A 25,879-nucleotide genomic window follows, 5' to 3' on the forward strand; every position below is an offset into this window, starting at 1 on the left:
ATTTGACAGACGACCTCAGAGCCGCTCCTCGATCGGCACGCAGCGGGCAGGTGTTTAAAGGGCGGAACGACGGCGGATGTTTGCACCTGAGGACAGACCCGCGCAAGCGCCACAGCTTCTCATCAGCAACGATCGGAACCGCCAAGAGATTGCTCTGACTGTAAAGAACGGACGTTGTGGAGCTCACGGATGCGGACGCTGCTGACTCCGGCATTTTCACCTGGGACATAACGAAGGACCTTGTCTATGCAGATTCAGCCTTGGCTGAGCTTTTTGGACTTGTCGCAGAGAAGACCGACCGGGGACTTCCGCTCAGCATTACCTTGATCGTGTGCATCCCGAAGAGCGGGCATATGTCGCCAAACAAATTACCGACACCATTGTCGGAGCACGAGCGCAGGAATCTATCTACCTAGTCAGGACGCGAAACGGCCAGTATGTTTCTGTGATCGTCTTCGCCCGATGTTTTCGCAATCGCAACGACACACCCGTGCTCTATCCCGGTATGGTTGTTCTTGAAAGCGCGGCCGCCGCAAACAACCACCGAGCCCACTAGCTTTCCCCTCGGGTGCCGCGTTCCGTCCGTTCAAAACCGCTTGAGCATTCTTTCGAGCTCCGCATTCTCGGCGCGAAGCTGGTTGGCGAGCAACTGCCGAAGACGTTTGTTTTCAGCATCAAGTGCGGCCAACTGGTCTACGGTGACTGGCGTGGTTTCAGCACTCGCTAGTGGCTTTTGAGGCTCATCCGCAGCTTTGCTATCGGGCATCACGGCGCGAAGTATTCGCCTTCGAGGCGTTTTTTTGGCGATCTTGCCGGTATTCTCTATCGGAAGCTCGATTGCGGTCGGCGCAGGCTCAGCAACGTCCTCAAGAGAAGGCGAAATCGGCGCGGTGCTATCCGCGCTATTCCCAGTTGGATCTGACGGCACCTCAAGGGCAATTTCTTCAGCGACGGGTTCGAGCGCCGAAACCAGCTCACATGAGGCAGTTGGGGCTATGACCTCTTGAACGACGGGTCGGATGGCGCCGAACAAATGAGACGATTGGTCTTCAACTTCGCGGGCAAGGGCCTGGATATTCACATTGCCCCAAATCGAGGTCACCTGCGTCTTTGGCATACGGCGTCCGGATTTGTACTCAACGATGAATCGACGTTGTGGTGGCTTCATACGTTTGCACCTCAATGCGGTTTGTGCCGCAACCTCTTGCGGCACCAATACAGGGCGGGAACTTGGCGTCTTAACTAACCCACGGGCGTGCCATCATCTTTGGGCGGTAAGCCACAAGGTTCCTCCCACCCGCTAAGACAAAGGGGTCTGCAGCGCATAGCCGATCTCAATCCAGTCCAAGTTTCTTGCGCAGGTCAACGTTCTCTGCGCGCAGCTTTTCGGACAGAAGCTTACGCAGTCTCTGGTTTTCTGCGTCAATTTCCACGAGTTCCGCAAACCCGTCAGAGGCAGGTAAAGAGTCGCGGCTCGTTGCCTCGTCCTGCTTCCCGCTATTCTTCCAGTTATAGTAAGTTTGCTCCGATATTCCCACGATTCTGACCGCGTCTTTAAGTGTGCTCGCGCCCGAAATTTGTGCTTCGATAGACGCGAGCTTCGCCCGCTGTTCTTCCGCGGTGAAACGTGTCCTGGTGGCTGTTGATGCCGTTGACGGAGTCCGAGCCGAGGCCGTGGAAGCGTTTTTGCGCTTTAGTGCGCTTCGCTTCTTGCGCTCTGGTGCCTTCTCGGGAGCATCCTCGGCTGCCATAGACAGTGCCGCTATGTTTTTTTCAGCCATCGGTACTTCCTCGTTTAGTTTCGCCCGTTTTCAACCGATTGAACTGCGATTGTCAATATAACGCGGTTAATTGGGCCTTTCGCGCTTAAATCCCGTGCTCTAATGAAGCAGCCTCCGAAATATGGTGAGAGGAACGATGAGGAAGCTGGTCGCAGGCAAACTGCATGGCATTCACGTGACAGAGTCAAATCTCAACTATCATGGGTCGATTACCCCCTGGACCCCGATCATTGCGAGCAAGCCGGCATCTTGCCCATGGAGTTTGTCGAGATCTGGAACAAGAATTCCGGTACGCGGATTTCCACCTATGTCATCCTGGGGGAACGTGGATCCAGGTGTTGTATCCTCAATGGAGCCGCGGCGCGCACCTGCCAGCCTGGCGATCAAATCATCATCTGCAACTCGGTCTATCTCGAAGAAAGCCAGCTCACCTCATTGAAGCCGAAGGTGCTGACGTTTGACGAACAAAACCATGTTCGGGACCGCCTTAGCTACTCGGTCGATATCGACGACGACGGGCGCTATACATTCGACATCCTTGATGAAGAGGAGACTACACTGCCCATTCCGCTGATGGTTTCTGGTGTTCAATAGATCAATCGGCCGATCCTTGAAGATACCGAACGACTAGAAGTGGCGCCGACCGTACTGAAGCGGTTTCGAAAAATTAGTTGCCGTGGTTGACACAGTCGGGAGTTTGGCGTGCGTCAAAGGACGCATTACGGTTTATGGATGTTATAACATAACGTGGATCGCGTAACATAGCTTATGGAACTGGACGGACCTTGCATCGATCGTAGTTGAACTGCTCGGCTCGAAGGGAAGCGAAATCAAAGACCCTGTCCTTACACAGATGCCCTGCGCAATGCATGCCCATTGGCGGACGACGAACTTAGCGCCGGGAGTGAATGATCCGGGGCTGCCCGTGCTGAGCTCGCAACCGCGAATGCCGAAACATCGATGCGGTGGGCCGGAACCGGTCCGGAGCCGACACTCTACACCTGCTTGCCTCTAACCATTGATCACGCTGTTCATTGGGCGCCACGCATGCCTATCTCGTCGGGTGAGATCGTGCAGTTAGTTTGTTTCCGTCCGGATCGCGAAGATATGCGACGAATGCCCCGTTCGGACGCTCCGCAGGCGGGCTCTCGATTGCCTTGCCACCGTGCGCGGTACCGGCGGCATGCCACGCCCGGACACGGTCGGGGCTCGCCGCCGCGATACCGATCGTCCCACCATTGGCCGCAGTCGCCGGCTTGCCGTCTATCGGTTTCGTGATCATCAGCCGGCCGCCCTCGTGGGCATAGATCAGCCTGCCTCTCGCATCCATCTCGCCGGGCTTGCCTCCCAAGGCAGCGAACGTGGCGTCGTAGAAGCCCCTGGCCCGCTCTAAGTCGTTGCTGCCGACCATGACGTGGGTGAACATGTTTCATCTCCTGTAACTTGGTAACTGCATTTCATGGCGTTTAACGGTCGAAGTTCCTTAAGTATTTGGCTGGCGATGCGCCGAGCGCTTTCTTGAACATTGTGATAAACGCAGACACGGATTCATAGCCAAGGTCGCGCCAAAGTTTATGTGTCGACGCCGTAGAGCAAGTCAGTTCCAAGGCGGTATTTGCGGGCGCGAATTCGTCCGCCGTGTTCAAATCGCGTGGCGTCACCCTTCAACCTCGGCTTCAATTGAAACCCTATTGCGGTGGCTGTCGAACCCACTCTGGGAGAAGTTACCCTAAGGCAGAGGATTGAAACATGTGTGAGGCGCAATGGCGGACGAACCGAATTCAGGCTGGAAAGAGGCAATACGTCGCCTAGGCGCTCGGATTGGAACAGAATCCAAAGATCACGTGCAGGGCCTGGAACGGCCTCATAGAGATCAAATACCGCCTGATAGAGAGGGGCGAACCCTTCTATCCCGCCATTTTCGCAAAACCAAGCTTCCTGAGTATACGGAACTGGCGGTTCCAGGCGGACACAGCGTGTTGTTGTTGAGCGAATACCAGTTCAATAAGCCCCAATTAGATGCAATCCGCCACAATTTTAGCCGCGCAAGGAAGGACGTAAAATATGCGATCGATGCGTTGGGTAAGGAGCAACTCGACAATAAAACCTCGGTGTTGCTAAAGCAACATTTTGGTCTTGCGCCGGACGAAATCCCGTGGGAGCACATGGATGACATTAGTCAAACACTCTTGAGAATATCAAAGGGACTGGACGGTCCGAAGGTGCAGATAAAGCTGCGCGACGATCTTAGGACAAAGCATCCTGACTTCAGTGATAAGGTGGCCGGCGCGGCGGCGCGCAGGTTCCTCAAAGACGACGAACAACCGCCTTCGGTTTCGATGCTGCTGACAACAGAGGCGGCTTTTGCCCCGGAATTCGGTTCTCGGGCCATTATTCACGAAGCAGGGCATAATGTTGCTGGCCTCACGGATCACGGGGCGCGGGGATATGCTGATGTAACCGAGGCTGGGCAGCCAATGCGTTACCGAGAAGGCGGTCTAACGTTCAGAGAGGCCCTCTTTAATGCTGACACCTACGCTGCATTTTGTTGCGACATGCGGAGATGCCCCCCCACGATCAGTTGGTCTCTCCCTTCGACTGAAAGTTTGCACTTCCAGCCTAAAAATTCCGAAGGAAGGTTCCGAGATGCGATCGTCGGGCGTCACCCCGCGGGCGAGCCAGTCAAAACTGCTGGCCCACCCACGCTGTCACAGTACGCAGGGCAGTCCGAAGCGAGCGGCAGATCTCGAAATCTCGATGAACGGACGCGTTCCCCCGTGCTTCGATGAGCCTTTGGTAAAGACGGCCTCGCAGGTTGCTGTGACCCCGCGCCAACGCCCGTCTCCTCGACTGAATTGGCGAAAACTGCGCTTCTTCGAACATTCTCCGTGGGTCTTCGAGCGACGAAATTGGTCGCGCTTTGCCGTCTCATTCCTTCCCGGCATGGGATCCACCCAGCATTTGTTCGATACCTTCCCCTCCAGGGACAGTACCGGCGGGAAACCATCTGGCCACGTTCTGATGTCCGTTGTTGATGATATCGACCACGTTGGCGCGAAAGCGGCAGGTATCCGGGTGGCGACCGGCATCGAGATTGCGGCGTGGTGATGTGTAAGCGCGAATTTCCCCGCACCTTCTGTGATTGAGTGAGCTTTGGCATGAGGTGTCCACCTAAAAGAGGTGGACACCAAATGATGGAAGAAGGTCAACCGACTTATCGCGGCCTGCCTTGAACCTGGCGCATCAGTATCGAAACTTGCGCTCCAACATGGGGTCAACGCGAACCTCGTTTGGGAATGGATAATACCCAGGCCCGTCCATTCCCGCCGTCTTCGACATCGGCGTTTATTCCGGTTCAGATCACCGCGGCCCAAGGCAGTTACGGAGTGGATGAACTGTCGCACAGTCTGTGAGGGTTTAGTTCCCGGGCAACTAGCCGCCTGGGTCGGCCGTAGGTGAGAGGCCGTAGACGATCACCGCTTGCCTTCTAATGCCCCAGCCACAGCTGTCTTCGACTGCTTTCTTAAAGATAGCGGGTATTACAAATGAAGCGCAATAACCGTTTAACTGATGCCGTGCGCCGAATAGTATGGCGTCAACGCCGGCTTGTATATGCGTACAACGCCGTGATCGGCCGCCGCGAAAGAGGAGTAATTGTCATGGCGAATAAAAGTCAAGATGAAGCTGGGCCCAGCGCAGAGCTGCTAGATCCAAAGCTGCTTGAACGCCTGCCGCCTGAGGTCGTAGAGCAGATTGGGACGCATATGGTCACCAATGATATCCGTGCGACCGCACGCGGGCTAAACTACCTGAAAATGTTTTCACCATACGCTCGCGCCGTGACAGAAACATCGCCCCAATTGAAAAGGGTTCAAACGCGAATCCATGATTTACGCTCGCTGTCAAACGATCATCATGCGGCGGTTGTGAAGGAGGAACTTCCCCCGGTTGGGTCGGAGACATATGGAGCACCGCGAGAATCTGAGCCAGTGCCTGCAGAAGATTACGTGCGAGCCGTGGGGCCGAATCTCAAGCTCCGGTCTTCGGAAGAAAAATCAGCCCTTGTCACAAAGATACTCGCTATCCCAGACGGCGTAGCTAGATCCGAGACAATCAGAGCAATGACGCCCTATTTTGACGACATTGCCAAGGATGATCGATCACGTCTTATTAAGGACGCAATCAATACTTTCGGAGATAGAGGGCATCCCCTCACGGAGGACGATTTTAAGGCGTTCGGTGAAGAGGGCTACTCGATCAATATAGAGGGACGGCATGAAGCGGCCGACGTCATTGTAGAATCCCAAGCACGCGGCGATCTGACAGAAGAGCACCAGACAGATATATCCGATCTTAAGAACAGTTGGCCCGAATTGAAGGGCCTGCTCGCAGAGCGTGAGAAAATTCGCCGAGAAAGCATAAGCACGCGAATTGGAGTTTCCGGGCCGGATGCAGTAGCAGCGGACGTGCTTAACTCTAACAACGACGCATGGAAAGCAATCCAAACCTCTCAGTTGACGAGATATTTCAACGAAATAGATCCAGACACCCGCTCGGGACTTATTGATCACGCAATTACGACTTTCGGTCAAACTGGTGAACCTCTCGAATCGGGGGGCAGAAGCGAGGCAGTAGATGTCATCGTTGAAGCTCGCGCGGGTGGCTATCTGACAGAAGATCACAAAGAGAGCCTGAACAGCTTCACGCGCGATAGCCCAGAATTGAAGGAGGTCCTTTCAGAAAGAACGAAGAGTAATAAAAAATACATGATCGATCAGGCGTCTGACGCCGAAATTTCGAACCTCCGCAAGACGTTCAAAGAAGTGGAGAACATGGACGTTCCGCCGCTCGACGCCGCAAGGTTCCCTGCCGAACATGCAAGAATGGAGTCTTTGCAGAGAGTTTCAGATTCCGTGGCAAAATCGTCTGCCATGTTGAGGAACGAGCTCCGAGACGCCAATCGGGACAGGTCTAATCGGGTTCGTTGAGCCGGTTTTAGCTTTTCGAATCGAGATGAATCGCTTCATATCAAGCTCTTGCGACTGAGGGAGAGGATTTGGGTGGACCGCCAAGCAGAGATGGCGATTCCGGTGAAGCCGCCCCTTCGTTCCGAGATGATTGCCCCCGGCATTCCGGGATGATCTCGGCCCCGGGCTGATAACACACTGCATTCTCGAAAAATGCTCACTTTGGCATGTGGAGCACAGCCAGCTTGATTGTTCTCGTCAAATCCCAGCCAACCTTCATGGCTTACCGACGTTCTGGTCCGGATCGTCATCACACCGATTACCAGGTCTAAGGAATTGCCTCGCTGGAGCTGGACGCCAAGCGAACCCTCAGCACGTTCTGATATCCGTCAAGATCTATCGCATTCCGCGAAACTCCAGTTTCAATAGCTGCCCTTACCACCGCAGGTGCAATCTCACTCAAAAGCCGGGGATCGAATGGCGACGGAATGATATAGTCTCGACCGAACGAGAGATCTTTACCGTGAATGCGCTTGACGCTTTCCGGCACCACGGCGCGAGCAAGGTGAGCAAGAGCGACAGCGCACGCAATCTTCATCTGGTCGTTGATTTCTCTTGCTTTCGCATCGAGCGCGCCTCGAAAGATGTAGGGGAAACAGAGAACGTTGTTCACCTGATTGGGATAGTCGGATCGCCCGGTTGCGACGATTGCATCGCTGCGGGCCTCAAGAGCTTCCTCTGGGGTGATCTCGGGATCTGGATTCGCCAAGGCAAAGATAATCGGATCATTTGCCATGGAACGGACCATGTGTTTTGTCACGGCACCTTTAACAGATACGCCAATGAACACGTCGGCCCCGACCAGCGCTTCAGCCAATGTTCTTGCCGAGGTATCGACAGCGAGTTCGGCCTTCCAGCGGTTCATACCATTTTCGCGACCGGACCATACTGTGCCCTGAGAATCACACAGGATAGTATTTTCCGGGCAAGCACCCATCACATGCAAGAGCTTCAAGCATGCAATTCCAGCTGCACCAGCGCCATTAAGCACAATTTTTGCCGTTTCGATTGTCTTGCCGGCGAGATTCAGCGCATTTATCAAACCGGCGGCACAGATAACGGCCGTGCCATGCTGATCGTCGTGAAAAACGGGGATATCCAATATCTCCTTTAGTTGCTCCTCGATCTGGAAGCATTCAGGAGCTTTGATATCCTCAAGGTTGATGCCTCCAAATGTTGGCTGCATCAAATGGATGGCCCTTACAAGGTCGTCGACCTTCTCCGAATCGAGCTCTATGTCGATAGCATTGATATCGGCGAAAAGTTTGAAGAGTGCAGCTTTACCTTCCATCACCGGCTTGGAAGCAAGAGCGCCGAGATTACCGAGCCCTAGGATTGCCGTACCGTTTGATATGACAGCCACCATGTTTCCTTTGACGGTATAATCATAAGCAGCATCCGAGCATTTTGCGATTTCCTGAACCGGGTAGGCCACGCCCGGGCTATAGGCCAGCGACAAGTCGCGTGGTGTGCTCAACGGCTTGGAAGCGACAATCTGGTATTTTCCAGGACGGGGCCCGAGATGATACGCAAGAGCTTCATCAGCAGTGACATTGAATTTGGCCACGGCAGCACTCCGAAGATTAGATGTTTATCGAGTGGCTTTCATCGTGTCCGGCTACTCTTCAGCCAGGCACGACGTAATGAGTTACCTGCCGTCTCGTCCATCAGAACTCAGGCAGGTGACCCCAAACCTGCGGAATTACATGAAGCGGTCGGCGCCGCCGGACGCCTCGACTGTGTCGCCGGTCACAAAACCGTTCCTGTTGGAGCTCAGAAACGCCGCAATGGCCGCGATTTCGCGGGCTGAGCCAGCTCGACCGACCGGAGTGCATTCCGCGGAGATGCGAGCAATCACTTCGTCATCCGACAGGTCCGCAAATTCTGCACGCGAGCGACGGACCGCAGGCACCATGTTATTCGCCCAGTTGTCGGTTGCCACCGCGCCAATTCCGATAGCGTTCACGAGAATTCCGTCTTTTGCGACCTCCAGCGCGAGCGATTTTGTCAGGTTGTTAATGGCTGCGCTCAGAACGTGAGAGACGAAAAGCTTCGGATTGGGGTAGATGCCTCCGATGGAGGACATATTGACGATGCGACCCCATCGCCTTTTCTGCATGTGGGGAATCGCCGCCTTGCAAAGCCGCCTCATGGAGGTCAGCTTGACGCCAGTCATCTCTTCCCAATCTTTATCCGTTGAGGTCAGGAGCCCGCCGGCATGAGCGCGCCCAGCGTTGTTGACCAGGATGTCGAGCCCGCCGAACGCTTCGATAGCACGATCGACGATTAACTGAGCTGATTCCGGCTTGGAGACGTCTGCGGCCAGGGCCACCACGTCGCCGGATCGGCCAGCGGCGGCCAATGCAAGCTTGTTTGCCGCGTTCGTCAGCCGTCCCTCGTCTCTCGCGACGATCAGCACACGAGCACCATTGGTGAGAAGTTCTTCCGCAACGGCAAAGCCGATCCCGGCGCTTGCTCCGGTTACGATGGCTACCTTACCTTCGATTTCGAGGTCCATTTTACGTCTCCTTTTTGAGAAATTTTGGGTTATCAATTGGGAAGGGCCTTGCCGCGTGTTTCTGGCAGGAACCAGAGCGCGAAAATCGCGACGACATACAGAAGGACCATCGAGAGGACTGTCATGTGGTAGCCCCCCAAGGTCGAGAACAGAAAAGCTGTCATGATCGGCAAGGGGAACGAGACCAGCCGGGCGAGATTGAAGACGATGCCGGAGGCCGTTGACCGAATTCTCGTCTTGAAGAGTTCAGGCAGGTAGATCGGCATCCAGGAGAAGACGCCAAGCGTAAATATCCCGAGAACGAAAACCGACACCAACGCCCACGTCAGCGTTTCAGGCACGTAGGCTTGGATTACGCCTGCGCAAATTGCACCACCAAACATGACAAACATGTAGGGCTTTCGACCAATGCGATCGGCGATGAAGCCTGCGCTTATGTAGCCGACAATGGCGCCGCCGTTGTACACGAGCGCACTAATGGCCGCCCAGGAATTTGCAGTCAGTCCCGCTTTTGCAGCAATGGCTCCGATGTAAGGGCCGATAAGCGCGGATATCCCATAGAATACAGACACGGTTACAGCTGCCATCACCAAGGTGGCAATTGCACGCTTCAGTCCTTCCGGGTCGCCGAACAGCATCGTAAGGCGAGGTTCCCGTTTCACGGAGTTGGCTTCGTTAGGCGCTGGTTCTTTAACTGCCTCCAACCAAACCTTCGACTCCGGAACCTTCCGGCGGATGTACAAGAGGATGAATGCGGGCAGCACACCAATGAGGAACATCAAGCGCCATCCCTCCGGCCCAAGATTTGGTTGGATAAAAAGCCAAAGACCGGCGGCGAGAAAAAATCCGAAACCATAGCCGGACTGCATCACTCCAAGCGCTTTAGCGCGTGCGCGATCTGGCCAGGTTTCGGCCACCAGTGCGGTTCCGGTGCTCCACTCAGATCCCAAAAACACCCCCGTAAGAAAGCGCAATGCAATCAGGACCGTCCAGGTGGGGCTAATTGCGGTCAGTGCCGTCAGCACAGAGTAGCCCGCGATCGATATCATCAGCATCAGCTTGCGGCCGATCCGATCTGCCATGATGCTTCCGATCGTACCGCCGAGTGCCCACCCCAAAAGAGTGGCGCCGATCGCGGTACCGACGGCGACTCTGACTTCGTCGGGTGTCGGATTGACAAGCAGCGACATCGCGGCAACACCGCCAACCAAAATCAATGTGCTGGTTTCAAATCCGTCGAACATCCAGCCGATAAAACTGCTGCCGAGCGTTCGTCGTTGGATGGGACCTATCTCTTGAACTTTACCTTCGCTCATTTCATCCTCCCTGTTGAGCTTACAGACGACGGGATTCCCTCCAGCGACCCCTCCGCGAGAAGGCTGCTTCCATCCGCCTGGCTATTACTTGAAAATTCCCCCGAAGTTGAACCGAGGTTATTATTCCGGTTTCCCGGTGCGCATCCGACGATTGAAAATCGGCAGTGCCAAACCAAATACCTCGAACCGAGCCAGGATCAGCAGCAGGAAGCCGGATGCACCCAAGCGATTCAAGCGGCCGACGTCGCCCGATAACAGCGCGTCCCGCTCTTCTTCGGTGAAAGGCATCGTCTGTAAGGCAGCCTCCGGCGATGCTAGGATAAGATTGCGAAACTCCTTGTCATGAAGAACGCGACGGCAGAGGCTGTGAATGAGATAAATATTCATCGCGCACTCCTCACGTCCCAAGCGGCGAAGGCGTTGCCCAGCTGCGGCTGGTCTTTGAGGATCGCCGGAGCGGACGGTTCGATTGTCCCGAGCGCGATGATCCAGTTCAGGAGTTCACCAGCAACATTGCCTGCTTGCAACATGCGCGCCTCACTCGCCCGTGAGATAATTTCATCGTAGCGACCGGATTTGATCTCCTTGAGAGCCCAGCGTGCCCATTCCGGATCGGGAACGCCGAAAGTCTTGTCGATTTCGACTCTTGGCCCACCAATTTCCAGGCTGAGAGACCCGCTTGCGACAATTGCGACCCGCGCCTCGCTCTTCCAGGAGCGGATTGCGTCGGCTAGCGCCCGGCCCAAGGCAAAGCAACGTTGCGCGGCAGGTAGCGGCGGCACGACACAATTTACAAAGATGGGCACGATTGGCACTTGCATATCTGGTGTTAGAAAATGCAATGGAACGAGTGCGCCGTGATCGATCTGAAAGTCGATCGTCGAGGCGAAGTCAAAGCCAGATTCCAACAGAGCCAAGAAGAGATGCTTTGCCGCTACTGATTCGATCTTGATCTCGTACCATGGCATCCCCGGGGTTTGATCGTTCGGCCCAGCAGTCGCCTCAGCAGTGCCGATTGCAAACGTTGGCCAATTGTCAAAGAAGAACGTGTTGAAGTGATCATTGTTGACCGTAACAATAACATCCGGCTTGGCGGCCTCGAGATGGTTGCGAATTTCCGCAAAATAGCGCACCGCCTCTGACTTTTCCCCGTTGAGCTGGGCGTCGGCGACAAAGCTCGGTGTGTGTGGGACGGCATAAACCGCGACAAGTTCAGCCAAAGCCTTACTCCTCCTCTGTAGCGCGGCTTGGGTCTGGCCGCTGAAACCGCTTCTGTGACTTGGGACCTTAGTGCACGGCCCGGTCAGAGACTTTGGCGAGGAATTTCAGACGTCTGAAAATGTAAATCGAGCGTGAGGCTGAGAGAGCTCAACCGACCGATAGCTATCCGGTCGGCGCTTTACCTGCCTGACTTTGATGACTCAAACTAGAAATGCCGCAGATCGAGCGTGCGACGTCGACATATCTGCCACCCGGATGATTGGGAAATTCTTTGATAAGTTCGGCAAGGACACGGATCGCTTTCTGGGAAGAGGCACCGGGTGCGTCACGAGTTGCAAGATCGATGCCGATCTTGAGCGCCCATGACAAGGCGTTCTGATTGCGTGCTTTCTCCAACTCGTCCCAGAGGTCAATATCCGTCGCCGACCGTACGTCAGCCAGTTGGAATGCAGCGCGGCGAAATTCCACGTCCGCCCAGCACGGCTCGGTACCCAATTCTCCAGTAAGGATACTTGCTATCGGCAAAAGCGAAGATTTATCCCAGGCATTCCGCTGTATGGCGAGAAGCGCGTCACTGAACAGGTTGGTGTATTTCGGATGAAATCCCGCTCTGACTACCGCTACGACTACGGATGAAAGCTCAATTGAGGGAACTACTTCGCCGCTTTCCATAGACACCCAAGTATCGAATACACTAGCGTAGGTGTCCCAAAATCCTAAACCATGCCGGCGGGCGGCATGCCGAAGAGCAGCAACTGAACGTCGAACCGCCTCGACGTCGCCCTCAAGGCCGTAAACGGTACAGTCCCCTTCTGCCAGTGCACAGCATAGCGTATTGGCATGGTCGAGTTTCATTGCTTCCGACACCGCGCGACCAGCAAGATCTTTCGCCTCTTCGACGCGTCCTAACACCCACAGCGTACGTGCGAGAAACGACTTCCCGGCAATACTCTGGTCGAGCCCAAACCGAAACCGTTGAGGGGGCAAGTTCAGCTGAAACCAACGTACACTCCGTTCGATAAGCTCACGCGCAAGATTGTGGTTGCCTAGGAAATGTTGCGACACGCCGGCAGTTCGCTCCGCAACCGCCGCCGCCTCGGGATCACCGGCATCGAGTGAACACCGTAGCATTTCTCGCGAATGATCCAGCGAAGCCTGAAATCGACCGGATCTTAGACTGACAAGCCACAGACCATACCTCGCCTGAAGCTCGATCTCAGAGGCTCCGTGTGTCTGCGCCAGATAAAGGGCTCTTTGCCATGCGCCATCTGCCTCTGGAACCGGTCCAACAGCCCAGCTCAGCGCGGTTCCCAAGGCGGCTTGCAGGGCCATCTCCTCACGCGGCGCCAAAGAATCAGCAAGCCGCTTCAGCGCGCCCGAAATCCGCTCTCTGCATTCGTTGTGAAGCGATAATTGCACCCAGTATGGAGTCGCACATGCCAAGATACTGGTTCCAGTTTGCACGTCGCCATTTAGGGAATACGACCAGTCAAGCGCACCGCGGACGTCATCGATGATGCCAGCGTGGGTTGATCGCCACTCGTCCGTCGAAAGCGTCTTCCAATCTTCGTTTGCACGGCGAGCCGCCATCAGGATGTGAGCCGCATATCTTTCCATGACGTGTATCAGGTCTGCATCTTCCGCCAGCTTTTCCAACGCGTAGAATCGAATGGATTCGAGAAATCGGTATTGGGGTTTGGTCTGGCTCAGATCGAGCAGCAACAGGGACTTGCTAACCAGCCGCCCAAGGATATCGATCGCATACCATGGATCGCTGTTCTCCGGCGTGGCCACTGCACGGACGCCGCCGACATCAAAGGGAGAGGAAAACACCGATATGCGTCTAAGGATCAGCTTTTCTTCGGGATCAAGCAGATGATAGCTCCAATCAACCGTCGCCCGGAGGGTTCTGTGCTTGGCAAGAGCAGTTTTTCGGCCGGCAGTTAGCAGGTTGAACCGATCATTCAACGCTTCCAAAACTCCGCTCAGGCCAATTGTTGAGACGCGTGCTGCAGCCAACTCCAAGGCCAGCGGCAACCCGTCGAGGCGATGGCAAATTTCGTTGGCTAACTCGACGTCGATTTCGATTGTCTGCGTGTTGGCCGACGCCCGTTCCACAAAGAGCTCAAATGCGGGAAATTTCAGAGCAGTTTTAAGGTCGGTGATATTTTTTGGGGGCACAGCGAGTGGACCAAGCCGATAAACCTGCTCCCCACTGACGCTCAATGGCTCCTGGCTAGTCGTCAATACCTTGATCTGCGGGGCATTTGTCAGAAGCGCTTCGATTGCTTCGGCGACCGCATCGGACAAGTGTTCGCAGTTGTCGACTATCAACATGATCTGGCTTGCATTGCAGCCACTAAAGGCCTGCCTGACATGGTTCGGGTCAAGACTAGGGATCAGGAGCGCGTTAGCGAGTGACGGCTCAACGAGTTGGGCGTCGGAGATTTTCGCCATTTCCGCCAACCGCACATCATGTCGATGTAGATCCGTTAGGCGTTGAGCAAACTCAAGTGCAAATCTGGTCTTTCCAACGCCGCCAGAACCAACAACTGTTAGAAGGCGAGACTTATTGAACAATTCGCCAAATTCCAGCAGCTCGGTGTCGCGGCCGAGCAGTGGCGTCAGTGGAATAGGAAGCCCTGGCGCTGCGGGCTTGAAAAGCGCGGACTCGGAGGCGGCGGCGGGGTGTTTCTGTTTCCAGACAAGCCGATATCCAAGACCAAACTCGGTCCTGATCATATCACGATCCGAACCCAGAGCGCGTCTTATCGCCGACATTTGTGCTTGAAGGTTATTTTCTTCGACGACAGCACCAGACCAGACCGTTTCGAGGAGATAGTCTTTTGTAACAAGCTCGCCGTTCGCCCTTACCAAAAGCCATAAAATGTCGAATGCTCGCGGGCCAATCTCAACCTTGATACCGTTGCGCATAAGAATGCGCAGGCGCGGAAAGATCCTGTACTGACCAAAATCTGCGCCGTCGTCATCTCGGTCGAAGACTTGAGTATGAGAGAAGGGCATTGAGGCTATAGGTAATCCCTCCTTCGCGAGTTGGTACGGCAGATAGCTAGCCACTATCCGATTCAGGCTTTCATCATACTTCTCAGACCAGCTTTTGGCGAGCGCCTCTGTATCCTTGCAGCTCTATCCACGGGACGCAGATCGAACAGCAATATGACGAAATGGCCAAATATAACGTCGCTATGCAGACGAGAACGGCGGACGCGCAGGTGATGGTATTTGCGGATCAGGCGGTTGCAACCAAGCAGGTTCAATGGGTTGAGGAAACTGCAAACGGGCGATTTGGGGGATTGTTCGCCACCAGCAATAGTGGGTGCTCATGATCGCATTGAAAACGATTATACCCTTCACCTTATCTCGCTGGCCTCATTTGACCAATCTCCAAGAAGCCTGAGAGCAAATACTCTGAACGTACCAACATACGCAGATACACACGAACCTACAGGTTTACGCATGTCCTACTAAATCGTCGGAAATCTGATTTCGTGAATTTACGAAGAAACGCAATGAACACTTATATTTCTATTACACAATAATATATCCTGCCCCGCCCCGCCCCGCCCCGAAACCTAATCACGTCACCTGATCGCGCCATCTGCATGATTGAGGTCACATGCAGTTCTGCAAGCTAAACGCGTAATTGGTCACCCAACCCAAACAAGAGGGTGCAGCCATTCTTCCCGCGTTTGGCACTCTCGTACAGCCCCGCGGAACGCCTCTGACTCACAGCACCTCAGCTGATCTATTCTTCTGAAATCGAACGATGTATGCAGAAATATTGGGGCAAAGCGCCGATCTTCGGAAGGAAGTCCCCACAATCTCAATTGTGGCGCACAGGGGGCGAACCAAGAACGCGTGTCCAGTATTGACGTGGTCTCGGGTTACTCGTACCATGCCGTGCGACACTTCCAAGCATGCCACGTCACCTCACCTGATCCACTTTCCCGCACATCCAACTGGACAGGAACTTTTGTTCGAACAGCTCGCCCTCGAAGGATAAATACCCTCTTTGGCCTGCAGCATTGTTTTGTCGTCACAACACTCTCATCACCCGGTAGACAAGCAACCAACACAAATCTTTCTACCACCATCGCTTTTAGCTGCTCCAACATGGTCTCCACCGGAGCGCTTCCCCTCAACGCCTTCAGGCGCCCCACCATCCGGGGCTATGAGGAGCTTGACGTGCTCGATGTCCCTACCAACCAGGGAAGCGTGCGCGATGTCCTTAGGAAGGCGGGCGCAGTTACCCTCGACAACTGGCAGCCAGGCCAGAAAGGCATCATCGCCCATCGGGGGCTCCCCGGCGTAACCGCCGATGGAAAGATCGCGCCTGAATGCTCTGTCCTCGCTTTCCAACAGGCCTATGACTTTGGCCTGCAGTGCAGCGAGGGTGACTCGAGCGTCGACGGTCGCAAGAACCTTTACTGGTTTCACGACAAGGATCTGATCGGCTGGCTCACGGTCCGGGGTGTGATTGAAGAGACCGACCTCTCTTCCCTGTCCCGCGAGCAACTGGAGTATGTTGCCTATGAAATAGTGGCTGGCAAACGTACAGGAAAATACCAACGCACCGGCCAATACGTCGCTTCTTTGCGCGATGTCAGAGATCTCCTCAACCGCAACTTTGGACAGTCGCTGCTCGATGACTGTCGCGATCGTGATCCTCCTGTGGTTGCCGCATACATCAGCCATCTGCCCCCCAAGGAAAAGGAAAAGCACTATGTGCAAATCCTGCCATTCGATTTGTGGAGGCCTGCGCAATACTTCATCGAGCGCGTCGAGCAAAACAATCCCGCCCCTGACTGGAAGGAGACGGTCAAATTGGTCCCCAGCCCCCACCCTCATGCATTGGCAATCGTCGCGGGCATTCGTCCGGCGGACATGACCGTGGACAAGCTCGTGGAGGCAAATTGGTTGTGGATGAAGTCATACGTAGAGGCGGGTCTTCAGGTTAAGGGCTTCCATATTCCCCGCAACGGCGCAGCCCTCGACTATGTGAATGACAACCTGGCTCATTTTAAGGGGCGCAAGATCACGACACACCCGGATCTTGCACCGTTCATACAGGACAAGGCTGAGGAAAAACTTCAGTTGCTCGTTAAAGAACATTACCCGCACCTTCCTGTTGTGTCGCCCTCAGCACGCCCCTCCTGGTCGGAAAACGGCGAGCACTACCTCTCTGGCTTCCATAACCCGGATGTGCTGACAAAGCTGGACCTCGACAAGCCAGCCCCGTACTACTTCCTTCAGGCTGCCGTGCCTTCCAATCACTTCAGGCTTGGAGTTGATATCCTCGTTTGCGACGACGTCAACGGCGCCGCATTCTCGCTCGGCAACGAAACCTACTGCTCTCCAGATATGGAAGACTACTAAGGGCAGATCACACTGCTGAATTGGGGTATCGCTTGAATGAACGTTTGACGGAAGCAACGCTCTCGCGTTGCAATGGTTTACTTCTTGAAAATAGGTATCTTTTCAACAAAGATAGTCCATCAGTTTCCAACAGGCTGCAACCAGCCTTCAATTTTATCACCCTTTTGAAAAACCGAACAAATCTGTGCACGTAAATTGTGAATGTACTAAAGCTGAATCGATACTCGGATGTAGTTATCGAGGCCTTTGCGACGCTGCGCGCCGTGCGGAGGTTTGATCCGGCAAAGCCAAAATTGAGTTTTTTCCATTGGTTGGGAGCTTGCGGCGCGATGTCTCTGCCAGCTCTTCACAGTGCCTTTGAGTGTCTCCGGCCCCAATTCTCAAGCCACAAATTTCGGTATGCTACGCAAATTTGTGAGCGATAACCTAGACAGGCGCACAATCAGACAATCTCTTCGCCCAATCAGAGTGTGCCACGTCTCGCGTTGTCGTCGGCTGACCTCGGTAGAAATACGCTAACCTTAAATGCCCGGAAGTGGCGCTCCCGACGCAACCTGTTTAGTGCTGAGCCAATAGTCTGAACACAGCCTCATTTTCAGGCCCAAAAAAGGAAGGCCACGTCATCCTTCGAAATGATCGCGCAGTGGACGGAGAAACATCAGGCCGTCCCAAGAACCAGGCTACGGTCTATAAAACAGCGTTCCACCCGCCTTTCGTCTCACCAGGTCACCCACCACAAACACAATTCACCAAACAGGATCGCCTGCCTGCTGCCTACATCTCTTTCCCAAATACCTTCAATTCACCACACCAATCGAAACATGCCGGATACCCCTGTCAAACCCACTCAGTCGGCCGCGACCGCTGGCAGCACCACCAGGCCTCCGCCCCACGCAACTGCGCCAACCCCACGGGACGAGAGTGAGGAGGAGGACGAAGAAGACGTGAACGACGACGAAAACGCGGAGGAGAAGTCCTTCAGCGAGTTGTCGCAAACCGAACGGGATGAAATTCATCGACAGCGGGCGGATGAACTTACGACGGATCCGATCTACCAGATCCGCTTCAAGCCGTACCAGGTTATGGCCGAGAAGAAGGGGGCAATCAAAATCTCCAAGGCACCAGATTGCCATTTCTATCAGTTCAAGGGCAAGAAAGACGAAAAATTCTTCCTCTGGGCTTTGGTCCGATTTGGTTTGCCTGTCAAAATGCAACAGGTGGAAAAATCGGACAAGCGTTCAGGCGCCCGCGCGCTCCGGGAAGCCGCCAAAGACGCGGGCATCTACGATGAGATCATGGCCGCGATCCTTGAAAGGACATCTGCTCAGCAACCCAAGCGCCATGCGCAGAATAAGGCTGCAGCCCAGACCCGCCAGCAACCAAGCAGGCAGGGCAATCACAACGGTGGCCGTCGAGGCCGCCGTTCTGGGGTACGCCGCTAATCATTCGTCATCGATTTTGTGTGGAGGAGAGCGGCACACTGGAGAAAGTCATTTGTTTAGCTATCTTACTATCGTTTTGTTCGCCGTCTGCTTAAAATATCAATCTGTTACTCATCTGTAAATTTGTCCGCATAAATGTACCATCCGGCCGCATTGCCCATCAGCAATCGTGTGAACACGTGGGTCTACGGTTCGTTGACCAGACAGCCGCAACGTCGATGTTCGGTTGTTCAGCCAAACTGCAAAAAAGGCATCCGGGTCTTGACACGATCACGAGCAAAGACGGGGAGGCAGGTAAGGAGAGACATCAGTTAGATTTTTGCCTATCTATGTGTTTACTGATCAAAGCCATAAGGCATTTTGTATGTTTTGCTGTTTTATGTCAAAATGCACTGTTCCTTTTCAAAAGCGATCCGGGTCCATTCCGGCGGTTGTTGAAAGCCGGTCGTAGGGGTGTTGAACTCCTCGTTTCATGAATGCCAGCGGTTGCGCAGACTGCATCCATGTTCCATCAGAACTGATGGTGCTCCGTTCTGGAGAACGGCCTTTGCGCCCGAGAGGACTATTGTCCTTCACTTTTCTCATTTTGCGACTAGCCCAATATCGCAAAAACACCCTTCAGGAGCCAGGGGCCAAGCGGGGTGAAATACGGAGAAAAAAAAGCGAGCATCTTTTCGATGCCTAGTACAATCGCCGCTTGATGAAACCAGTGGCGCAAATAGCGCGCCACCGCGCGCAAATGAAGCGCGACTACCAAGGCACCCAGTCTGCGCCCAAGCCAGAGCAGCCAGCGTCCGACCCAAAAGAATAGGGCCAGGACATGATCGACAAGAAACGTCTTGGCAATACCGAGCACGATTCCAATTGACATTCGGGCTTGCCAGGCATCCAGAATGGTTCCTCCGCTGACGCGGAGTATAAGACCAATCAGGATCAGTGACGGAATTGTTTCGATGAAGATGACCGAGACCGTACGACCGAGAGAGGTGGGAGAGATATCGGTGTTTTGAACGCCTCTTCTGACCTTAATCCAGGTCCAGATGTATTTGCCGATTGCGTCGACAATCACCATGAACTGATCGTAGTTCAGACCCACGGTGAGTATAAACGCGAAAATGAGTAGGCTGTAGTACTTGTACTTGTCGCGCGCGGCATAGAGGCCACAGGTTTCAGCTTCGGGGACGAAGACCGCAATTACCTCCTGGATGCGGCGCAAATGCAGCACGCCAATGTCCATCATCTCCGCGGTGGGAACGCTTGCACCCTTCTGTTGGGGTCCGCGGGAATCGTCCGGGCCGCGCTCCTCTTTCATCGCGAGGAGGGACTGGGTACTATTGTCGAGTGTCCGATAGTAATTTCGCAGAGCGGCTCGCTGATCTTCAGTCAAGTTGCAGATGAGTTTGTTCAGTCTTTGCAACTTGCATTGCCACAACCAAGTCCTCAGGAGAACACCACTTAAAAGCAGGGTTGCGCTGAAGATCGCTGCCACCGCCAGGAACCAAAGCTCCTTTTTAACAGAGGCTACCTGCCTGTTTTCCGTCGTGGAGAATATAATCCCCGGCGGCATGTTCATCCAGAGGCGGTTCTCAAAGAAGGTCAACATCAACTCAAGACCGCTGTGGGCGTACCGAGAGTAGAGGATGATCAGCTCAGCGGAACGGGGTGCGGAGGTGATGGAACCGAGAGCAAAAGACCATTGCGACTGCCGAAAAGCGATGTAGATCGGAAATCCAAAACAAAGGGCGAGAAAGATACCGACAGGCACCTTCACGCTGATCGGGAAGCCTCCTTTCAAAAAAAATTTTGCCTCAGCGCGTCGACTTTCCTCGACGATGATTGCCTGGGCAGATGCGGGAAGCAAGGCGATTGGGCTGGTCTCGTCGCGACACTCAGCAAGGTGCGAGCACACCTCATTCCTGAGCGCTTCCGATCTCGGGACAAAATCTCTGTCGTTGGTAAGAAAGTTGTCCTTCCGGAAGTTGCCAACGCGCCAGAACGACTGGAAAACACGTGCCGCAAAACCGGGGGAGTTTGTTGCCACCCCAATCTCGCAGGTCTCGGCTGGAGACATGTTCAGGCCGGGAAGAAGTTTCGTGGTGAAGAACTGTTTTCTTGAAACCAAAGGGCAGGAAAGGATCGTTCGAGATTTGTTTTGGCCTGACCGTTTCTCAATAAAAAATTATCGTCGCGGCGTCAGATATTTGTGTCTGAGCAAGGCCGCGTCAGCATCGCAGCCATCAGTGCGCGAGCTGCTCATTCCGGCCAGGTACAGGTCTCCCCCAACGGTAACACTTCAGACGTGGCGTAACACCATTCGCCGACCGAAAAAATCCCGCAGATCTTTTCCAGTTCGCCTCACGCCAAGCCCATAGGTGGAAGCACAGGCTGATTTTTTGTCTGGCTCGTCGGAATGTCAGCGCTCCGGTCTCACCGCCGCGGCACGTGCCATATGATCCCTGTCATCATTGGTCCGCTTCCCAGGAGGGGACGCAGTCGTCATCATCAAGCCAGCACCAGACCTTGTATTCTATGACTAACAAAGCTCTTCTGATCGGGCACCCGCGAGCCTGCAGCGGCAGGGTTGGATGCAGCTCGAGTGCCTCCCTGCCCTTAACTCGGATGTCCCACTGACCTCATTCATTTCGGGACTGACTCCTTGCGAAGACTATCCTCTTCGTAATCCAAACAAGTTTGATTCAGCGCGGTTCTCTCCCGGTTTCAGGGAAACGTTCAGGCCGCTCCAATTTCAACTTCCACACCTTTTGCGAAGAATACGAATAGCCATTACTTCATTAGCCAGGGAGAAATCCGCCAGACAAGTTCCCCGCCCTTCCCGTACAGATTGTATTTGTATAAATGATGTCCTGTCACGAGGCGAAAGCCCCTTCAGTAAACCCGAAAACGGCGACAATTACACCCCTATATATCCTGCCGTGCCGCCTCGCCGTGCCGCCTCGTCCAGCCGTGCCGCGTCGTCCAGCGACGGCCCAAGCATAGTTCTAACAGCGTACTCGTGAACGCGGACACGTTGGATTCCATCGCCGCGTGTTAACTTCCGGACATCGACACAGCGCTCCGGGTGGATTGAAGTCCAGTTGGAATCCATGCCATTCGCACTCAGGATGGCGTCCCCTCGCCGGGTCATCAGGAACAAAATAAAATGGGTTAAGGGTTGAAACAGACCCCCGCATCGTCCAAATGACGCGAATGGTAACAGTCAGCGGCTTCGATGAGCTGGTATGGCCTGTCGGTCCATTCCCCAGCGGCCGATCCTCGGAACGTCCTTTGTTCAGAGCCTCAGGAAGCATCAGATTGCCACGGAATGCCTCGAGCTATAAGGCCCCTTATGCGGTCATGGCATTGAGCCTCAGTTGACGCCCGCAGCGTAACCAGCATGAACGGGCGCTCAATGTACGCGGAGAGATGCGGAATCCAGCACTTTTCGATGTGGCTGGGGACGGTGCAACGGCGCCAGAGGCGTTCTGGAAGGCTCTTTGAGATCTTAGGACTAACCAAGGCGCTTAGAGCGTTTCAGGGGATCCCATCGTCACCATGACCCAGGGTCAGATTAGAAAAAGGTCAATTTGAGCGGCGTAGCCGCAGCTCCCATTGCCGCGGCGTCAGGTTTTACTTCAGACACTATAAGCTTGGGACTGGCCCGCCAGACCCCATAGCGAGGCTTTCCGAACAGCTGCGTACGTTCGATCATCAATTGAGCCAGTGTCGGTGGAATTTGTCCGCCGAAGACAATCGCCTTCGGATCGTAGACGGCCCAGATTGCGTTCACCAGGCGATTATAAGCCGGGGTAACTTCATCCAGCCACTCGGTAACTCCGGGCCATTTCGGATCGAAGTGTTTTCTCAGAAAGGTGATCGACGGCACATCCACACCGTGGGATCTCAGCTTTTCCAGAATGATCTGCAGAGCAGGCCTCCGGTTGACTTCCTCGTCCTCGTACATTTGCGAGAATTCTCCCGCATTGCCGTTGCCGCCATGCAGCAATTCCCCGTCGCAGATCAGGCCGCCGCCAAATCCGTAGTTGAAGCTGAGATAGGCAAAGTCCTTGATATAGCGGCCCATACCGAACATTGCCTCCGCGATCGTACCGGTCTTTCCGCCGTTCAGCGCCCAGACGGGCCTGTCAAAGTAGCTTGTCAGGAGTGGACCGAGCTCTATCAGCGACCATTCGTGCAAGGGAAGCGACGCATTGAAGGTTGTGCCGCTCACATGAAATCCTGCAATGCCGAGGCCTACCCCGAAAAACCTTTCATCCGAAAGCGCCAATTTCTCCTGCTGCTCATGCATCCAGTCCAGGACGCGCACGAGCGCCTGAGCCACAGTCTTCTCGCGAAGTTGCACATTCGCTTCGGCCAGCACCTGGCCCGCGAAGTCCATGAGGCAGACATCGATCACGTCGGTGTTGACGGACATGCCGCATGTCCATGCATGGCGACCCTCCAACGTCAGGATCGGGCTTGGCTGCCCCTTTCCAAGACCCGGCTTTGGCGAGCCAAGACTGACGATACCGCGCTCGGCCAACTGATCGAGCAGCCGGTGGATCGTCTGCTGGGCAAGATCAGTGAGGCCGGTAAGTTCCGTTCGCGAGACTCCTGGGTTCCGCCAGATCACTCGAAGCAGAGCGCGCTCATTTTGAGAAGCGACCGCGTCATCGGTCGCCCGGAAAAAGCGCGGAGGGATTAACGCATAAGGTGAATATGCCATGTCGCTTGTCCTCTCCAACTTACCATGGAAGGGTAAGCTACGCCGCACTCAACAAACGACCGGCTTTGTAGCGTCGATTTTTTTCAGCTTCAAGGGCTTGCAGTCCGTCATATTATTGTTACTCTACATGAGTAACTAAGACGTCGCCACTTAACGCTGCGGAGGGCTCGGCGATGTCTGAAATGGAGGGCACTATGAAATTCTCAATTCTGGCGGCGACGGCCGTTCTTCTCGCCGGCGCGGGTTCCGCGCGTTCCGCTAATATCGAATTCTGGTACGGCAACACCGGCCCAGTCGAAACCGCCATCAGGGCGCAGTGCGACGCCTTCAATGCCGCCCAGAGCGAACACAAAGTGACCTGCGTGGGACAGGGCAGCTACGAAGTTCTGATGCAGAAGGCCATCGCCGCATATCGCGCCAAGCACGCCCCGGTCCTTCTGCAGGTCCTCGACGCCGGCACGCTCGACATGATGTTGTCCGACGCCGTGGTGCCAGTGCAGGATGAACTGCCCGAGGTGAAGTGGGAGAGCTATATTGCCGGCGCACGCGCCTATTACGAAACGGCGATGGGCAAGCTTTTCGCCCAGCCCTATAACGCGTCAACGCTGCTGTTTTACACAAACAAGACCGAGCTGGATAAGGCCGGCGTCCCGAAGACTCCGGAAACATGGGAGGAAGTGATTGAAGCGGCGCGGAAGCTGAAAGCCGCCGGCAACACATGCCCATTCGTGACCAACGCCGAACCCTGGATAGTCTTCGAACAGTTCTCGGCCCGCCACGGCCTGCCGATTGCAAGCAAGGCTAATGGCTATGACGGCCTAGATGCCGAATACGTGTTCAACACGACCTTTGCGGCCAAGCATCTCGCGAACCTCGTCGAATGGCGCAACGAAGGCCTTGTTCGTCTAAACCCGGACACCAAAGGCGGCAATCTGGTCGCTGCTTTCTCATCCGGGGAGTGCGCGATGATCGAAGCGTCGTCCGGGTCGTATTCCACCTTCACCAAGGCATTCGAAGGTAAATACGAAATCACGGTCGGCATGGCGCCGATGTACAAGGGCCACGAGCGCCACAACACATTCGTCGGCGGCGCATCGATCTATGTCATGAAAGGCCACGGCAAGAATGAGATCGAAGGTGCTAAGGCGTTCCTGAACTTTCTCCGCACGCCGGAGCAGCAAATGGCCTTCTCGGCCGCGACTGGTTACGTGCCGGTGACGAATGATGTGCTTAACGCTATCGCGAAGAGCCCGGATGCGAAGTCTCCCAGATATGCCACGGCAGCAATCGGCATCAAGTCGATGAGCGAGCCGGCAACACCGGATACGCGTGGTATCCGGCTCGGCTCCTATATACAGTTCCGACAAGTGTGGACGGAGGAAACCCAGAAGGCATTCGCGGGTCAGCAGACAATGCAGGTTGCTCTCGACAACGCCAAGCAGCGCGGCGATGAGTTGTTGCGCCGCTTCCAGCAGACCTACAATGGCGTAGAACTACCCTGATCAGACGTCATGATGTGGGCGCGAATACTCGCCCACATCGCTCCATAGCTCGGGGTTTGTCATGTTTCTTGAATCCACCATGTTCCGCCATCGATGGCTGCCGCTGCTCTTCGTGGCGCCGCTCCTGGTGCTTGTTTTCCTCTTTTTCTACGCGCCGGTTTTCCAGGCCTTCTACTGGTCGTTCTTTCTTGAGCGCCCGTTTGGCGGTGGCTCGGAATTCGTCGGCTGGGACAACTTTGCCCGAGTGTTCTCCGATCCCGAGTTCTGGAAGGCAAGCTGGCGCACGCTGATCTTCATGGCGACCGCCTCGTCGCTCGCCGTCCTTATACCGCTGATTCTTGCGATAGCCGCCGATCGCAAGATCCGCATGTCGCTGCCCGCCAGAAATATCCTCGTCTGGCCGAAGGGGATCGCCGGTGCCTCCATAGGTCTCGTCTTCTCCTTCATCTTCAACCCTTTCGTCGGCGTTTTAACCCCACTCAACACGCTGTTTCCCGGCACCTGGAATCCGGGCTTCGATAGTTTCGACGCCTATGTGACGCTCATCGTGGCTCATATATGGGGCAATATTCCGTTCAATTTCGTGATCCTGCTGGCCGGTCTCCGCGCCGTTCCGCACACCCTCGTTCAGGCGGCGGCGATGGATGGCGCGGGGCCTTGGCGCCGCATCTTCGACCTCCAACTTCCCCTCATCATGCCGCAGCTCTTCCTGACGCTGGTGCTGGAGTTCACCGAAAGCGTCACCTCCGCCTTTGCGCTGATCGACACGATCACCAAGGGCGGTCCAGGCGGCGCCACGACGCTGCTCGTCTACAAGATCTATCTTGACGGTTTCGCTAGCTACGATCTGTCGGGCGCCTCCACCCAGACCGCGATCCTCATGGTCTTCTTCATTCTCGTCGCAGCTCTGCAGTTCGCGCTGCTCGGTCGGCGCATCAACTACGAGCGGTAA

Annotated in this window: 18 protein-coding genes and 4 pseudogenes; 10 read left to right on the top strand and 12 right to left on the bottom strand. The window is 54.9% G+C overall.

Annotation, left to right across the window (positions count from 1 at the left end):
* Positions 1-331: 331 nt before the first annotated feature.
* The gene (locus ASD00_RS41700; protein WP_244496059.1) at positions 332-556 is read left to right on the top strand and encodes a PAS domain-containing protein; all 225 of its coding nucleotides are present in this window, start codon (positions 332-334) and stop codon (positions 554-556) included.
* A gap of 30 nt (positions 557-586) precedes the next feature.
* Here the strand turns inward: ASD00_RS41700 and ASD00_RS15625 are convergent, their stop codons facing one another.
* On the bottom strand, positions 587-1,168 hold the full coding sequence (locus tag ASD00_RS15625) for a hypothetical protein (protein WP_156585608.1): 582 nt from the start codon (positions 1,166-1,168) through the stop codon (positions 587-589).
* A gap of 166 nt (positions 1,169-1,334) precedes the next feature.
* The gene (locus ASD00_RS15630; protein ID WP_057207475.1) at positions 1,335-1,781 is read right to left on the bottom strand and encodes a transposase; all 447 of its coding nucleotides are present in this window, start codon (positions 1,779-1,781) and stop codon (positions 1,335-1,337) included.
* A gap of 136 nt (positions 1,782-1,917) precedes the next feature.
* Between ASD00_RS15630 and panD the strand changes: the two are divergent.
* Positions 1,918-2,375, top strand: a pseudogene (gene panD, locus ASD00_RS15635) (aspartate 1-decarboxylase).
* Between the two features lie 457 nt (positions 2,376-2,832).
* Here the strand turns inward: panD and ASD00_RS15640 are convergent.
* Together ASD00_RS15640 and ASD00_RS41705 are read right to left on the bottom strand one after the other, a co-directional pair.
* Positions 2,833-3,207: a VOC family protein gene (locus ASD00_RS15640; RefSeq protein WP_057207476.1), complete on the bottom strand. Its 375-nt coding sequence runs from the start codon at positions 3,205-3,207 to the stop codon at positions 2,833-2,835.
* Between the two features lie 40 nt (positions 3,208-3,247).
* Positions 3,248-3,373 (bottom strand): annotated as a pseudogene (locus ASD00_RS41705) (AraC family transcriptional regulator); the annotation flags it as partial.
* Positions 3,374-3,544: 171 nt separating this feature from the next.
* On the opposite strand from ASD00_RS41705, the gene ASD00_RS15645 reads away from it, so the two are divergent.
* From ASD00_RS15645 to ASD00_RS15650, 4 genes and pseudogenes are all read left to right on the top strand, one after another.
* Positions 3,545-4,570 carry a hypothetical protein gene (locus tag ASD00_RS15645; protein ID WP_156585610.1) on the top strand — a complete coding sequence of 342 codons (1,026 nt, stop codon included), beginning with the start codon at positions 3,545-3,547 and terminating at the stop codon, positions 4,568-4,570.
* Positions 4,539-4,889, top strand: a complete 351-nt coding sequence (locus ASD00_RS40055; protein WP_156585612.1) for a hypothetical protein — start codon at positions 4,539-4,541, stop codon at positions 4,887-4,889. Before ASD00_RS15645 ends, ASD00_RS40055 begins: the two co-directional genes overlap by 32 nt.
* Before the next feature lie 102 nt (positions 4,890-4,991).
* Positions 4,992-5,152 (top strand): annotated as a pseudogene (locus tag ASD00_RS41710) (transposase); the annotation flags it as partial.
* A 174-nt stretch (positions 5,153-5,326) separates the two neighbouring features.
* Positions 5,327-6,769, top strand: a complete 1,443-nt coding sequence (locus ASD00_RS15650) for a hypothetical protein (protein ID WP_156585615.1) — start codon at positions 5,327-5,329, stop codon at positions 6,767-6,769.
* 361 nt (positions 6,770-7,130) lie between these two features.
* Here ASD00_RS15650 and ASD00_RS15655 read toward each other — a convergent pair.
* The 6 genes and pseudogenes from ASD00_RS15655 to ASD00_RS15680 all read right to left on the bottom strand — a co-directional run.
* Positions 7,131-8,375: pseudogene (locus tag ASD00_RS15655) on the bottom strand (malic enzyme-like NAD(P)-binding protein); the annotation flags it as partial.
* A gap of 135 nt (positions 8,376-8,510) precedes the next feature.
* Positions 8,511-9,326, bottom strand: coding sequence for an SDR family oxidoreductase (locus tag ASD00_RS15660; protein WP_057207479.1), 816 nt, complete (start codon positions 9,324-9,326; stop codon positions 8,511-8,513).
* 32 nt (positions 9,327-9,358) lie between these two features.
* Positions 9,359-10,642 (bottom strand): MFS transporter, encoded by a 1,284-nt coding sequence (locus ASD00_RS15665; protein WP_057207480.1) that lies wholly within the window; start codon positions 10,640-10,642, stop codon positions 9,359-9,361.
* Between the two features lie 120 nt (positions 10,643-10,762).
* Positions 10,763-11,029, bottom strand: coding sequence for an aromatic ring-opening dioxygenase LigA (locus ASD00_RS15670; RefSeq protein WP_057207481.1), 267 nt, complete (start codon positions 11,027-11,029; stop codon positions 10,763-10,765).
* On the bottom strand, positions 11,026-11,862 hold the full coding sequence (locus tag ASD00_RS15675) for a hypothetical protein (protein WP_057207482.1): 837 nt from the start codon (positions 11,860-11,862) through the stop codon (positions 11,026-11,028). The genes ASD00_RS15670 and ASD00_RS15675 overlap by 4 nt, the downstream gene beginning before the upstream one ends.
* Positions 11,863-12,025: 163 nt before the next feature.
* Positions 12,026-14,941, bottom strand: coding sequence for a winged helix-turn-helix domain-containing protein (locus ASD00_RS15680; protein ID WP_057207483.1), 2,916 nt, complete (start codon positions 14,939-14,941; stop codon positions 12,026-12,028).
* A gap of 1,128 nt (positions 14,942-16,069) precedes the next feature.
* Between ASD00_RS15680 and ASD00_RS40060 the strand changes: the two genes are divergently transcribed.
* Positions 16,070-17,260: a hypothetical protein gene (locus ASD00_RS40060; RefSeq protein ID WP_156585617.1), complete on the top strand. Its 1,191-nt coding sequence runs from the start codon at positions 16,070-16,072 to the stop codon at positions 17,258-17,260.
* 944 nt (positions 17,261-18,204) lie between these two features.
* Entirely contained in the window at positions 18,205-18,702 is a 498-nt protein-coding gene (locus tag ASD00_RS15695; protein WP_057207486.1) for a hypothetical protein, read from the top strand.
* A gap of 592 nt (positions 18,703-19,294) precedes the next feature.
* Here ASD00_RS15695 and ASD00_RS15700 read toward each other — a convergent pair.
* Positions 19,295-20,743 carry a hypothetical protein gene (locus ASD00_RS15700; protein WP_156585619.1) on the bottom strand — a complete coding sequence of 483 codons (1,449 nt, stop codon included), beginning with the start codon at positions 20,741-20,743 and terminating at the stop codon, positions 19,295-19,297.
* Positions 20,744-22,270: 1,527 nt separating this feature from the next.
* Positions 22,271-23,425, bottom strand: a complete 1,155-nt coding sequence (locus ASD00_RS15705) for an ROK family transcriptional regulator (protein WP_057207488.1) — start codon at positions 23,423-23,425, stop codon at positions 22,271-22,273.
* A 194-nt stretch (positions 23,426-23,619) separates the two neighbouring features.
* On the opposite strand from ASD00_RS15705, the gene ASD00_RS15710 reads away from it, so the two are divergent.
* Together ASD00_RS15710 and ASD00_RS15715 are read left to right on the top strand one after the other, a co-directional pair.
* Positions 23,620-24,927: an extracellular solute-binding protein gene (locus ASD00_RS15710; protein ID WP_057207489.1), complete on the top strand. Its 1,308-nt coding sequence runs from the start codon at positions 23,620-23,622 to the stop codon at positions 24,925-24,927.
* 61 nt (positions 24,928-24,988) lie between these two features.
* On the top strand, positions 24,989-25,879 hold the full coding sequence (locus tag ASD00_RS15715; RefSeq protein WP_057207490.1) for a sugar ABC transporter permease: 891 nt from the start codon (positions 24,989-24,991) through the stop codon (positions 25,877-25,879).

It is taken from the genome of Ensifer sp. Root31 (assembly GCF_001424825.1).
Classification (GTDB): Bacteria; Pseudomonadota; Alphaproteobacteria; order Rhizobiales; family Rhizobiaceae; genus Ensifer; species Ensifer canadensis.

Excerpts from the sequence above, each read along its gene's own strand:
- ASD00_RS15625 (WP_156585608.1), bottom strand. The coding sequence starts at position 1,168 with ATGAAGCCACCACAACGTCGATTCATCGTTGAGTACAAATCCGGACGC.
- ASD00_RS15630 (WP_057207475.1), bottom strand. The coding sequence starts at position 1,781 with ATGGCTGAAAAAAACATAGCGGCACTGTCTATGGCAGCCGAGGATGCT.
- ASD00_RS15640 (WP_057207476.1), bottom strand. The coding sequence starts at position 3,207 with ATGTTCACCCACGTCATGGTCGGCAGCAACGACTTAGAGCGGGCCAGG.
- ASD00_RS15645 (WP_156585610.1), top strand. The coding sequence starts at position 3,545 with ATGGCGGACGAACCGAATTCAGGCTGGAAAGAGGCAATACGTCGCCTA.
- ASD00_RS40055 (WP_156585612.1), top strand. The coding sequence starts at position 4,539 with ATGAACGGACGCGTTCCCCCGTGCTTCGATGAGCCTTTGGTAAAGACG.
- ASD00_RS15650 (WP_156585615.1), top strand. The coding sequence starts at position 5,327 with ATGAAGCGCAATAACCGTTTAACTGATGCCGTGCGCCGAATAGTATGG.
- ASD00_RS15660 (WP_057207479.1), bottom strand. The coding sequence starts at position 9,326 with ATGGACCTCGAAATCGAAGGTAAGGTAGCCATCGTAACCGGAGCAAGC.
- ASD00_RS15665 (WP_057207480.1), bottom strand. The coding sequence starts at position 10,642 with ATGAGCGAAGGTAAAGTTCAAGAGATAGGTCCCATCCAACGACGAACG.
- ASD00_RS15670 (WP_057207481.1), bottom strand. The coding sequence starts at position 11,029 with ATGAATATTTATCTCATTCACAGCCTCTGCCGTCGCGTTCTTCATGAC.
- ASD00_RS15705 (WP_057207488.1), bottom strand. The coding sequence starts at position 23,425 with ATGGCATATTCACCTTATGCGTTAATCCCTCCGCGCTTTTTCCGGGCG.
- ASD00_RS15710 (WP_057207489.1), top strand. The coding sequence starts at position 23,620 with ATGAAATTCTCAATTCTGGCGGCGACGGCCGTTCTTCTCGCCGGCGCG.
- ASD00_RS15715 (WP_057207490.1), top strand. The coding sequence starts at position 24,989 with ATGTTTCTTGAATCCACCATGTTCCGCCATCGATGGCTGCCGCTGCTC.